The sequence below is a fragment of the Lactobacillus sp. genome, assembly GCF_051873315.1.
GTDB lineage: Bacteria > Bacillota > Bacilli > Lactobacillales > Lactobacillaceae > Lactobacillus.
The window spans coordinates 1-12661 of record NZ_JBJEES010000032.1 but is presented as its reverse complement, the minus strand read 5'-3'; the positions used below and the strand labels follow the sequence as shown (position 1 = coordinate 12661).

Below are 12661 nucleotides of genomic sequence, written 5' to 3'. Positions count from 1 at the left end.
CAAGCTCTTTCGGCTCATTTGCCGGGGCTGGTTTTAGAAGGTTGTCTATTCAATAAGGTTTAACCCTAGAGGTTCAATTACAAGACTTTACCACTAGTTTTAGAAGGTTGTCTATTCAATAAGGTTTAACCCTGCTTCGATATAGTCAGAGAAAGAACTGTTGTTTTAGAAGGTTGTCTATTCAATAAGGTTTAACCCTCTTGTTTTGGGTCGGAGACACCTTCATCAGTTTTAGAAGGTTGTCTATTCAATAAGGTTTAACCCTTATGTCTGAGATAGCCCGCAGAACGACTGGTTTTAGAAGGTTGTCTATTCAATAAGGTTTAACCCGCGCTGAGAAAACAGTACATAGGTTGTTGAGTTTTAGAAGGTTGTCTATTCAATAAGGTTTAACCCACACTATCAAGGTCTACTTGCGTGTTGCCAGTTTTAGAAGGTTGTCTATTCAATAAGGTTTAACCCCATTTAGCAAGGCTTTGCATTCGCCTAGCGGTTTTAGAAGGTTGTCTATTCAATAAGGTTTAACCCCGATGATGTTTAACAGTGTTCTAAAGAGCTGTTTTAGAAGGTTGTGTCTATTCAATAAGGTTTAACCCAAGGCCGCCCAGCGGGGCGAATCCGGGGGCGTTTTAGAAGGTTGTCTATTCAATAAGGTTTAACCCTTAGTCCTTTCTTATCAAATCAATGTAAACAGTTTTAGAAGGTTGTCTATTCAATAAGGTTTAACCCTGAGCGAAGACGAGAAGCAGGCTTACAAGTGTTTTAGAAGGTTGTCTATTCAATAAGGTTTAACCCATCGACGGATCCGCCATAATCAGCAGAGAAGTTTTAGAAGGTTGTCTATTCAATAAGGTTTAACCCAAGCCTATGTAGACCATGGGACAGAGTACTGTTTTAGAAGGTTGTCTATTCAATAAGGTTTAACCCGAATACTTGAGGTTGTACAGCACAGACGACGTTTTAGAAGGTTGTCTATTCAATAAGGTTTAACCCTAATGGACTTTGAAGGCCTAAGATGACCTAGTTTTAGAAGGTTGTCTATTCAATAAGGTTTAACCCGCGCTGGCATGCTGTCAGTTGGTCAAATAGGTTTTAGAAGGTTGTCTATTCAATAAGGTTTAACCGCTACTTGGATGCGTGGATTGAAATAGTTTTATAGTGTTGTTTATTCAATAATGTCTAATTTTCCCAACGTATGTTGGGGTGGCCATCATAATGGCCTAATACTAAGACGACGATTCTACTCATTCCACGCAAGTGAGGGTGATCGTTTTAAAAGGTTGTCTATTCAATAAGGGATAAAAGTGCTTTTCATGATTGAGAAGCACTTTTTCCTTTTGAACACAACAACTTAAAAAAGCGCTAAATCAAGCGCTTCACCAAGCAAGCCGAAAAATATTATAGTAAAATATACTGGTTATATAAAAGCTGAGCCAAACTCAGCATCCCCAAAACAAAACTTAGTTGAGGAGAAAAAATACATGCAAGATATTTATATTGTCGCGGCCAAGCGAACTCCATTTGGCCGTTACCACAAGCAATTGGCTGACTTTTCCGCCATCGACCTGGGCCAAATCGCCCTGCGCGGCGCCTTGAGAGAAGCGGGGCTTGACGCCGAAGCCCTGGACGCCCTCTTCATGGGCAATGTCCTGTCTTCTGGCCTGGGCCAAAACATGGCCCGGCAAATCGCCTTAAACGCCGGGATGCGGCAGGACTCTGTCGCCGTGTCCATCAACGAAGTCTGCGGCTCCAGCCTCAAGGCTGCCCGCCTGGCTGAAGCCCAAATGTTAATCGGTGACCTGGGCCTGGTTGCTGTCGGCGGCAGCGAAAGCATGACCAACGCCCCAAAGGAAATCATGTTCAGCGATGGTCTCGTTGACTCCTTCTCAGGCAAATCCATGGGCATCACTGCCGAAAACGTGGCTAAGCGCGACCACATCAGCCGCCAAGACGCTGACGCCTTCAGCCTGTCATCTCACCAAAAAGCCGTCAAGGCACAAGCAGAAGGGCTTTTTGCCGACGAAATCATTCAAATTGAAGATCTCAAGCAAGATGAAAACGTCCGCCCGGATACCAGCCTGGAAGCCCTGGCAGGCCTGAAGCCGGCCTTCTCAGAAGACGGGACGGTCACTGCTGGCAACGCCTCCCCAATCTCCGATGGGGCCAGCATGATCATCCTGGCTACTTCCGAAAAAGTTGCTGAATACCAGCTGACGCCTTTAGCCAAGCTGGGCGCTTACGCCGAAGTTGGCTATGATCCGGAATTCATGGGCTACGGTCCATACTACGCTATCCGCAAGCTGCTTAACGAAACTGGCCGGCAGGTAGCCGACTACGACTTCTTTGAAATCAACGAAGCCTTTGCCGCTACGACTTTGGCTGTTGCCCGCGACTTGGAAATTCCTTTGGACAAGGTCAACAAGCAGGGCGGGGCGATCGCTTTGGGTCACCCGCTCGGCGCTTCCGGCACCCGGCTGCTGGCTACTTCTGCCCGCCAGCTGCAAAGAGACGGCCAGCGCGCTATCGCCAGCCTCTGCATCGGGGGCGGCCTGGCCATCGCTTTTGAAATTGAGAAGGCATAAAATGAAATTCTATCAGTTGCCGCCCGAAGAGAGGCGGCAGTTTTTGCAAGATGCCGGGGTTTCCTTAGAAGCCATCCCCGCCGCTGACTTATCCCGCCTGGATGAGATGAGCGAGAACGTGGTTGGTGAGGTCAAGTTCCCCTTGAGCTGTTTGACCGGCGCCCTGGTCAATGGCAAAAAATGGCGGATCCCTATGACGACTGAAGAAGCCTCCGTCGTCGCCGCCGCCAACCACGGCATGTCCGTTTTTGCTAAAGCTGGCGGCGTAAAAGCAAACAGCCGTCGCGACGGCATCTACGGACAAATCGTCTTAGAAGTCACGGAAGCTTTTTCCCTGGCTGACTTTAAAGAGGAGTTTCAGGCCTATATTAAGGAAGCCAACAAGGAATTTGCCAGCTTGATCCGGCACGGGGGCGGCTTAAAAGAATTAACCGCCCGCCAGGAAGCTGACTTGGTCTACCTCCTGGCCCTGGTTGACCCAGCTGAAGCCATGGGGGCCAATAAGACCAACGCCATCCTGGAATTCCTGGCCCAGAAAATGCTGGCCTTTCCTGGCGTTGAAGCTAAGCTCTTCGCCATCCTGTCCAACTATCCCAGCCAGCTGACTACTGCTAAGGTGGCGATTCCTGTTAGTCTCCTCAGCAAAAAAGGAGATCCGGAAGAGGGCAGGGAGGTTGCTAAAAAGATGGCTCTGCTTGCTAAAATCGGGAGTAGCGATCCTTACCGGGCCGTAACCAACAACAAGGGGATCATGAATGGGGTGGACGCTGTCATGCTGGCAACCGGCAATGACTACCGGGCAGTTGAAGCAGCAAGTCATGCTTATGCTGCTAGAAGCGGCCAGTACCAAAGCCTCAGCTCCTGGAAACTGGAAGACGATATGCTTCTTGGCGAAGTCACCCTGCCCCTGGCCTTAGGGGTCGTCGGCGGCTCCATTTCATCGCGGCCTGATATTAGACAAAGCTATGCCATTTTAGGTAAAATAAAAGCAGCTGAATTGGCAGAACTGACCGCGGCCGTGGCCCTGGCCAACAACTTCGCGGCTTTGAATGCCATCTCCACCAAGGGGATCCAGGCTGGCCACATGCGCCTGCAGAGCCGCAACGTGGTTCAGACCCTGCCGGCAGCGCCTGAAGAAAAAGCAGCTGTTTATCAAATGATGATTAGCCAGGGAAAGTATGGCGAAACAGCAGCCAAGAATTTTTTGAAAGAATTGCGAGGACAATAATTAATGGACATCGGTATTGATCAGATAGGTTTTTATACTCCTAACAAGTTTGTGGACATGGTTGACCTGGCCAACGCCAGAAACCAAGATCCCAACAAATTTTTGATCGGCATCGGCCAGGACCGGATGGCGGTCGCTGACAAGACCCAGGATGCAGTTTCCATGGGGATCAACGCGACGGCTGAATACCTTGACCAGGTTGATCTGGAGCAATTAGGCTTATTGATCTTTGCGACCGAAAGCGGGATTGACCAGTCAAAGTCAGCCTCCCTCTTTGTCAAGGAAGCACTTAACCTGCCAGCCCGGATCAGAACTTTTGAAATCAAGGAAGCCTGCTTTGCCTTGACCGCCAGCTTGCAGGTTGCCCGCGACTACGTCCGGGCCCACCCGCACCACTCTGCCATGATTATCGGCAGCGACATCGCCCGCTATGGCCTGGCTACGGCTGGTGAAGTTACCCAGGGCGCCGGGGCCATCAGCATGCTGATCAAGGAAAATCCGGCAATTATTGCCCTGGAAGACGGGCACACTTCCCACTCTGAAAACATCAATGACTTCTGGCGGCCAAACAACATGGCCACTGCCGTGGTCGACGGCCACTACAGCCGCGATGTCTACCTGGACTTCTTCAAGAGCACCTTCAAGCCTTTCCTTGCAGAAAAGCAGCTGCAAGTCTCTGATTTTGCCGGCATCTGCTACCACCTGCCTTATACCAAGATGGGTTACAAGGCTCACAAGATTGCCATTGAAGGCCAGGATGACGAAACCGTCAAGCGCCTCAGCGACAACTTCCAGCTGTCAGCCAAGTACAGCCGGCAGGTCGGCAACATCTACACGGCCAGCCTGTACATGTCTGTCTTGAGCCTGCTGGAAAACGGGGACCTTGAAGCCGGTGACCGAATCGGCTTCTTCTCTTACGGATCTGGCGCCATGGCTGAATTCTTCAGCGGCAAGGTGGTCGAAGGCTACCAAAAGCGCCTGCGCCCAGCCCTGCACGCCCGCATGCTCAAGGAAAGAATCCGCCTTGGCGTTGGCCAATACGAAGACATCTTCACCGAAGGCTTGGAAAACCTGCCGGAAAATGTCGAATTTACCAGCGACGCCAACCACGGCACCTGGTATTTGGCCGGACAAGAAGGCTACGTCCGCCAATACAAGCAAAAGTAAATATGAAGCTAACCGTCTCAGCTTGCTGGGACGGTTTTTCTCAGCAAAAATATTCTTTTTGGCAAGCGCTTTAATAGGGGAGGGCGGGAAATAGCAGTCTCTTTTTATGCTAAAATGAAAAAGTTGAGAAATGCAAAGAAAAATGAAAGAAGGCAAACACGGTCAACATGAAAACCGAAAGTACTGAGCAAGAGTACCAACACCACCTCTCTCACCACCACCACATGCGGGTGCAGTGGGAAGAATTCTTCCAAAGCGATGACGAAACTAAGATCAAGGATGCAACTTTGATTGAAAAGGGATCGATCATCTCCCGGGTCGGCTTGATGATGCTGAGCTGCGGGACTGGGGCCTGGCGGGTCCGGGACGCCATGGACACCCTGGCCAGAACCCTGGACTTGACCTGCAGCGCTGACATCGGTCTGATCTCCATTGTCTGCACCTACTTCGACGTTGACAACCAGTCATACTCCCAAAGCCTGGCCCTGCCAACCACCGGGGTCAACATGGCCAAGCTGAATGAATTGGAGAAATTCGTCCGCCAGTTTGAAGCAGCCAGCGGTGACTTCGAAATCAAAACAGTTCGCCGGCGCTTAGGGGAAATCGAGCATATCAAAGGACGCTATCCTCTTTGGGGATCCAGCCTGGCCGCGGCACTAGCCTGTGGCGGCTTTATTTTCCTCTTGGGCGGGGGGATCCCTGAAATCATCTGCTCCTTCATCGGGGCGGGCCTGGGCCAGTTTGCCCGGGGCAGCTTAGGCAAAAAGAGGATCACGGTCGCGGCTACGACCGCGGTTGGGGTAGCAGCAGCTTGCTTGTCCTACTACCTGGCCTTCATGCTGGGCCACTTGCTCTTTAATGTGGACATGATCCACATGCGCGGCTACATCGGGGCTATGCTCTTTGTTATTCCAGGTTTTCCCTTTATTACTTCCGGTTTGGACATTGCCAAGCTGGACATGCGGTCTGGCCTTGAGCGCCTGGCTTATGCCATCTTCATTATCTTGATCGCGACTGGTACCGGCTGGATGATGGCCACGGCTTTGCAGATCAAGCCTGGCGACCTGCCGGCCTTGGGCCTTTCCCGGCCTCTTCTGGCAGCTTGCCGCCTTTTAGCCAGCTTCTGCGGGGTCTTCGGCTTCTCCTTGATGTTCAACTCCCACCGGCGGATGGCCGCCGCGGCCGGGGTTGTGGGGGCGATTGCCAATACCATGCGCTTGTCCCTGGTTGACTTTGCCCATTTTCCGGCTCCCTTGGCCGCCTTTTTAGCAGCCCTGCTGGCTGGCCTCTTGGCCGGCTATGTCCGGGAAAAGGTCGGCTACCCGCGGATTGCTTTGACCGTGCCTTCCATCGTCATCATGGTGCCAGGCCTTTACATGTACCGGGGGATCTTCCTCTTGGCCTTGACCAATGTTGGGGCCGGGGCTACCTGGATGACGGAAGCCCTCATGCTGGTTTTGTCTTTGCCAGCCGGCCTTTTGACCGCCAGAATCTTGACCGACAAGAAGTGGCGCCGGGTCGATTAAAAAATTGAAAGAAAAAGAAACAGCTTTTGCCTAACGAAAAGTAGGACAAAAGCTGTTTTTTAGTCTTATTCCTGCAGGTCAGCCACCGTGGCTTTGACCAGTTTCTGCAAGTCAAGCGGGTTGACCATGACGCTGCGGCCGACTTCACCGCTGGACACCCAGATCCCGTCTTCTTTTAAGACGCTCTCATCCAAAAAGATCGGGAACTTCTTGCTGTGGTAGATGCCAATTGGCGTGTTGGCCCCATGCACATAGCCAGTGGTCTTTTCCAGCTGCTTGAGGGGGATCATTTCACACTTCTTGTTGCCGGAAGCCTTGGCGATCTTTTTAAGGTCCAAGTGGCCGCTTAAAGGCACAACGCCGACGATCGGGCCGGTCTTGTTGCCATTTACCGCCAGGGTCTTGTAAACCGGGTGGCCGTCTAAAATGGGGCTGCCGACACTGACTTGGGCAACTCCGTGGTCTTCAGTAATTTCACTGATATGCTGCTGATAGGCAATTTTTTGCTGGTCAAGAATCTTTTCAACCAGGGTCTTGTCTAATTTATCTTTATTCTTTTTCTTTTTTGACATTGTTATCACCGCTTTCCATGATACCATTTTAAGAGAAGAAGCTAAAGAAAGAAGACGAAATCATGAAATTACTTGAGATCAAGATCGAAAGCAGCTACGACGTCGAAGACGCCTTGGCTTATTTTGCCACGGAAGACTTAAAGGCCTTGGGGACGGAAGCCCGGCGCAGAAGCGACTTTGAACAAGCCGGCTGGCTGCACGACTCAACGGTCGTTGACATGGACGACATCCCCAACCTGCCTGATGAACTGGAATTCATCGCCTACTTTGATGAAGAAACTGACCCGGAAGAAACGGTTAAGCGTTTCAAGGAAAAACTGGCTGAACTGGCAGGCTACGGCTTAAAGACCGCCCCAGGCGAAATCTCCGTTGACTACGTGGCCGACCAGGACTGGAACACTGTTTGGCAAAAGTACTACCACGTCATCAACCTCTCCCGCCACCTGGCTATCGTGCCGGAATGGGAAGACTACCAGCCAGCCTTTAAGGACCAGGAAATCATCCGCCTGGATCCAGGCCTGGCCTTCGGGACTGGCAACCACCAGACGACTCAATTAGCCATGCTGGGCATTGAACGGGCCATGGTCAAGCCTTTGACAGTGGCAGACGTGGGGACTGGGTCCGGCATTTTGGCGATTGCTGCTCACAAACTGGGGGCTAAGAGCGTTTTGGCCACTGACATTTCTGATGAGTCAATGACGGCGGCTGAAGAAAACGCAGCCTTGAACGGCATCCACGACATTGCCTTGCAAAAGACCAGCTTGCTGGCTGATGTTGACGGCAAGTTTGACTTGATCGTGGCCAACATCCTGGCTGAAATCCTCCTGGACCTGATCCCGCAGCTGGACAGCCACTTAAACGAAGAAGGTCAGGTCATCTTCTCCGGGATTGACTACCTGCAGCTGCCAAAAATTGAGCAGGCCCTGGCAGAGAATTCCTTCCAAATCGACCTCAAGATGCGGGCAGGCCGCTGGATTGGCCTGGCAATTTCCCGCAAGCATGACTAACTCTTTCAGTATTTAAGGAAAAATGCGCTAAAATAAAAGCAAAAGAAACTCTCATTTTTTAATAAGTAAGCCCGGTCAAGCGCTAAGGCTTGTTTTGTGGGAACTTTTTGCGCTAAAATAACAGGTACTGATTAATTAAAAGTTAGAAACTGGTGATCAAAGATGTCAAAGTATGTTGAAATGACTCATGAGCAGGTCATGGCCGCCTGCAAGAAATACATGACGGCTGACCAATTGGCCTTTGTCGAAAGTGCTTATCAATTCGCGGCCCGGGCCCATGAGGGACAAACCAGAGCCTCCGGCCAGCCTTACATTGTCCACCCGACCCAGGTAGCAGGAACCCTGGCCAATTTGGGCCTGGACCCTGACACGGTAGCTGCCGGCTTTTTACATGACACGGTTGAAGACACCGCGGTCACCAATGACGATATCAAGGAAAAGTTTGGCGCTGACGTGGCTTTCATCGTTGACGGGGTCACCAAGTTAAACAAGTACGAGTACAAGTCTCACAAGGAATTCTTGGCGGAAAACCACCGCAAGATGCTGATCGCCATGGCTAAGGACCTCCGGGTTATCCTGGTCAAGCTGGCTGACCGCCTGCACAACATGCACACCTTGGAGCACCTGCGTCCGGACAAGCAGCGCCGCATTGCCGCTGAAACCCTGGACATCTATGCACCACTAGCCGACCGGCTGGGGATCGGGACCATCAAGTGGGAACTGGAAGACATGTCCTTCCACTACATGAATCCGGAAGAGTACTACAAGATCGTTTCCATGATGGACGCCAAGAGAAGCGAACGGGAAGGCTACATCAAGGATGCCATCGACTACTTGCGGGGGACTCTTGATTCCTTGGGCATCAAGTACGACATCAGCGGCCGGCCGAAGCACATCTATTCCATCTATAAAAAGATGGTCAACAAGCACAAGGACTTCAACGAGATCTACGACTTACTGGCTGTCCGGGTGATCGTGCCGACGGTCAAGGACTGCTACGCGGTCTTAGGGGCAGTTCATACCAAGTGGAAGCCAATGCCTGGCCGCTTTAAGGACTACATTGCCATGCCTAAGGCTAACGGCTACCAGTCCCTGCACACGACCATCATTGGCCCTGGCGGCAAGCCTTTGGAAATCCAGATCAGAACTGAAGAAATGCACGAGGTTGCCGAATATGGTGTTGCGGCCCACTGGGCCTACAAGCGGGGCAACTTCCAAGGCGTTGATGAAAAAGACGGAGGGGCTCTGGACATCGGCCGGGAAATCCTAGAGCTGCAAAAGGACTCCAGCGACGCTGACGAGTTCATGGAAGCCGTTCATTCGGATATTTTTGCCGACAAGGTCTACGTCTTTACGCCTAAGGGCGAAGTCTACGAACTGCCTAAAGGGTCAGTCACCCTGGACTTTGCCTACGCCATCCACACCCAAGTCGGTGACCATGCCATCGGGGCCAAGGTTAACGACAAGCTGGTTCCTTTGGACTACAAGCTGAAGAACGGTGACGTGGTTGACATCTTGACCCAAAGCAATGCCCGGCCATCAAGAGACTGGGCGGAAATGGTCAAGACCTCCCGGGCCAAGAACAAGATCCGCCGCTACTTCAGAGACATTGACCGGGAAGAAAGCGTGGCCCGGGGCAAGAGTGAATTGACCGACCTGCTTAAGGAAAACGGCTTGAGTGCCAAGGACTACTTAGACAAGAGCCATATCGACGAGGTTCTGGACCACTTCAGCTTTAAGACCGATGAAGACATGTACGCGGCTATCGGCTTTGGCAACATGTCAGCTTTGTCCATCTACAACCGCTTGACGGCCGACTTGCGCCGGCAGCAGGAAGAAGAAAAGCAGAAGCAGTTTGAAGCCCAGATCATGTCCGCTGGCCAGCAAGCCGCTGCTTCCAGCGTGGTTAAAAAGCCCGCTCCACAAAAAGACGACGCCAAGTCCAAGGTCAAGGGCAAAAAGCCGGACAGCTTAGTCCGCGTCCAGGGCCTGGAAGACCTGGACTTGCACTTTGCCAAGTGCTGCAACCCGGTTCCAGGCGACCCGATCGTCGGTTATGTCACCAAGGGCCGGGGGGTCACTGTCCACCGGGCTGACTGCCGGAACGTAGTTAGCGCTGACCCGGCTGCTCAAGGGCGGATGATCGATGTTGAATGGAACAATATTGATGAAGGCAAGCAGGCCAGCTTCAACGCTAACTTTGAGCTTTTTGGCTACAACCGCCAGAAGCTGCTCGGTGACGTCATCAACCGCTTGAATGCTTTGACCAAGAACATCACCAATGTTTCAGCCAGCGTCAATGAAGAAAATATTGCCCACTTCTACATCACGGTTGAAGTCAAGAATGCCGCCCAACTGAATGACATCATGGCCAAGCTGCGGGACATTCCAGACGTTTACGACACCAAGCGGACGGACAACTAGGCTAGAAGCAGGGAGATTTTTAGAAAAAATGCGCGTAGTAATTCAAAGAGTCAACCATGCCGCCGTCAGAATCGACGGCAAGACTGTCGGCCAGATTCAAAAGGGCCTGCTTTTATTAGTTGGCCTGGCTGAAGGCGACGGGGAAGAGCAGGTAGTCAAGGCCGCCGACAAGATCGCCAAAATGCGGATCTTCGAAGATGAAGCCGGCAAGACCAACCTGGGCATCAAGGATGTCGGCGGACAGATCTTGTCCGTCAGCCAGTTTACCCTCCTGGCCGATACCAAGAAGGGCAACCGGCCAAGTTTTGTTCACGCCATGCGGCCGCCTAAGTCCAGCCAGCTCTGGGAAGACTTTAACCAAGAACTGGAAAAGCGGGGCCTGACCGTGGAAACCGGGGAATTCGGCGCCGACATGAAGGTCGAACTGGAAAATGACGGTCCTTTCACGATCGTCTTGGACCTGCCAGCAGAATAATCTGTAAAAAAACGCTTTCTAACTTGATTAGGAAGACAAAACAGGATAAACTTAATGAGAATTATCAATGACAAAGAATGAAGATAGCCCGGCCATTTTAGAGACTGCCCGTTTGGTGAAAGAGCAGATGGCTGCTAGCTGTGACCCTTTAGCAGATAATGGTTCGTTTCGTCAGCGTTAATGACAGCAAGCAAAAGGTGGTACCGTGCTGTTTTCAAGCGCCCTTGATTAAATTCAAGGGCGCTTTTTATTATCTTAGTCAAAACAAGGAAACAAAGGTGAAATTATGAGAGTTCAAAGACCAAAAGGTACAGTCGACATTCTCCCGGAAACGTCCGGCCAGTGGGAAAAGGTGGAGCAAACCGCCCGTGACCTCTTCAAGCGGGCCAACTACCATGAAATCAGAACGCCAAGTTTTGAAAACTACGAACTCTTTTCCCGGTCATCTGGTGAAACCAGTGACGTGGTTGAAAAGGAAATGTACGATTTTGAAGACAAGGGCGGCCGCCACATTGCCCTTCGGCCAGAAGGCACGGCTGGGGTAGTGCGGGCTTATGTCGAAAACAAGATCTATGGCCCTGACTATGTCAAGCCTTTCAACGTCTACTACATTGCCCCAATGTACCGGTATGAACGTCCGCAAGCCGGCCGGCAAAGAGAATTCCACCAAATCGGGGTGGAAAGCTTCGGCTCAAACGGCTACCTGGCTGACGTTGAAACCATCCTCTTGGGCCATGACCTCCTGGCTGAACTGGGGGTTAAGAACTACGAGCTGCACATCAACACTTTAGGTGACAGCGAGGTCCGCCAGGCCTACCACGATGCCCTGGTTGAATACTTCACTCCGGTTAAGGACCAGCTTTCAGAAGACTCCCAAAGACGGCTGGGCAAGAACCCGCTCCGGATCCTGGACTCCAAGGCTGAAGAAGACCAGCAGTTTTTGCCGGAAGCGCCAAAGATCCGGGACTACTTGGACGATGAATCAAAGGAAAACTTCAACAAGATCCTCTCCAGCTTGGACAAGCTGGGCGTTAAGTACGTCATCGACGACGACCTGGTCCGGGGCCTGGACTACTACACCGGCGTGATCTTTGAATTTATGGTTGATGACAAGTCCCTGTGGTCCAGCCCGTCTACTGTTCTGGGCGGGGGCCGCTACAACCACCTGGTTGAAGAATTTTCCGGCCCGGAAACCCCAGCTGTCGGCTTCGGGATTGGGGAAGAAAGACTGATGCTGGTTCTCTCCAAGCAAAATCCGGAAATGTTTGAAGACCAGGGGATCGACTTCTTCATCACCAATATCGGCGAAGGCACCGACATCAAGGCCGTGGAAGTTGCCCGCCAGCTTCGCTCCCTTGGCTTCAGCGCTCAATACGACGTTGACCAGAAGAAGCTCAAGGCCCAGTTCAGAAAGGCTGACCGGGTCGGAGCTCGCTACGTCGTAACCCTGGGGGCCAAGGAGCTGGCTGAAGGGAAATTAACCGTCAAGCGCTTGAGCGACGGGGAACAGTTCAGTCTGGAATTTACTGACTTGGAAGACAAGGCAGACCTGCTTTCCAAGATCGAAAAATAGGAGATTTTTAGCAAAATGATGCAAATGGAAAAAAGAACTGATTATTGTGGCAACATTACCAGCCAGTACCTGGACCAAGACGTCCTTCTTTACGGCTGGGTGCAAAG

Annotated in this window: 9 protein-coding genes and 2 CRISPR repeat arrays; of the genes, 8 read left to right on the top strand and 1 reads right to left on the bottom strand. The window is 51.6% G+C overall.

What is annotated here, in order from left to right:
* Positions 1 to 30 precede the first annotated feature (30 nt).
* A CRISPR array of direct repeats spans positions 31 to 528; the repeat unit is 36 nt; unit sequence GTTTTAGAAGGTTGTCTATTCAATAAGGTTTAACCC.
* A gap of 97 nt (positions 529 to 625) precedes the next feature.
* A CRISPR array of direct repeats spans positions 626 to 1125; the repeat unit is 36 nt; unit sequence GTTTTAGAAGGTTGTCTATTCAATAAGGTTTAACCC.
* A 356-nt stretch (positions 1126 to 1481) separates the two neighbouring features.
* The 4 genes from ACI32D_RS01530 (at position 1482) to ACI32D_RS01515 (ending at position 6503) form a co-directional block, all read left to right on the top strand.
* On the top strand, positions 1482 to 2582 hold the full coding sequence (locus ACI32D_RS01530; RefSeq protein ID WP_439774904.1) for a thiolase family protein: 1101 nt from the start codon (positions 1482 to 1484) through the stop codon (positions 2580 to 2582).
* Between the two features lies 1 nt (position 2583).
* The gene (locus ACI32D_RS01525; RefSeq protein ID WP_439774903.1) at positions 2584 to 3810 is read left to right on the top strand and encodes a hydroxymethylglutaryl-CoA reductase, degradative; all 1227 of its coding nucleotides are present in this window, start codon (positions 2584 to 2586) and stop codon (positions 3808 to 3810) included.
* A gap of 3 nt (positions 3811 to 3813) precedes the next feature.
* The gene (locus ACI32D_RS01520) at positions 3814 to 4977 is read left to right on the top strand and encodes a hydroxymethylglutaryl-CoA synthase (protein ID WP_439774902.1); all 1164 of its coding nucleotides are present in this window, start codon (positions 3814 to 3816) and stop codon (positions 4975 to 4977) included.
* A gap of 167 nt (positions 4978 to 5144) precedes the next feature.
* Entirely contained in the window at positions 5145 to 6503 is a 1359-nt protein-coding gene (locus ACI32D_RS01515) for a threonine/serine ThrE exporter family protein (protein ID WP_439774901.1), read from the top strand.
* A gap of 65 nt (positions 6504 to 6568) precedes the next feature.
* On the opposite strand, the gene ACI32D_RS01510 is transcribed toward ACI32D_RS01515, so the two are convergent.
* Positions 6569 to 7075 (bottom strand): aminoacyl-tRNA deacylase, encoded by a 507-nt coding sequence (locus ACI32D_RS01510; RefSeq protein WP_439774900.1) that lies wholly within the window; start codon positions 7073 to 7075, stop codon positions 6569 to 6571.
* Positions 7076 to 7137: 62 nt separating this feature from the next.
* Here ACI32D_RS01510 and prmA point away from each other — a divergent pair, with 62 nt between their 5' ends.
* The 4 genes from prmA (at position 7138) to hisS (ending at position 12554) form a co-directional block, all read left to right on the top strand.
* Entirely contained in the window at positions 7138 to 8082 is a 945-nt protein-coding gene (gene prmA / locus ACI32D_RS01505; protein WP_439774899.1) for a 50S ribosomal protein L11 methyltransferase, read from the top strand.
* 162 nt (positions 8083 to 8244) lie between these two features.
* Positions 8245 to 10506: a RelA/SpoT family protein gene (locus tag ACI32D_RS01500; RefSeq protein ID WP_439774898.1), complete on the top strand. Its 2262-nt coding sequence runs from the start codon at positions 8245 to 8247 to the stop codon at positions 10504 to 10506.
* Positions 10507 to 10534: 28 nt separating this feature from the next.
* Positions 10535 to 10981 (top strand): D-aminoacyl-tRNA deacylase, encoded by a 447-nt coding sequence (dtd, locus tag ACI32D_RS01495; RefSeq protein ID WP_439774897.1) that lies wholly within the window; start codon positions 10535 to 10537, stop codon positions 10979 to 10981.
* 286 nt (positions 10982 to 11267) lie between these two features.
* On the top strand, positions 11268 to 12554 hold the full coding sequence (hisS, locus tag ACI32D_RS01490; protein WP_439774896.1) for a histidine--tRNA ligase: 1287 nt from the start codon (positions 11268 to 11270) through the stop codon (positions 12552 to 12554).
* Positions 12555 to 12661 lie beyond the last annotated feature (107 nt).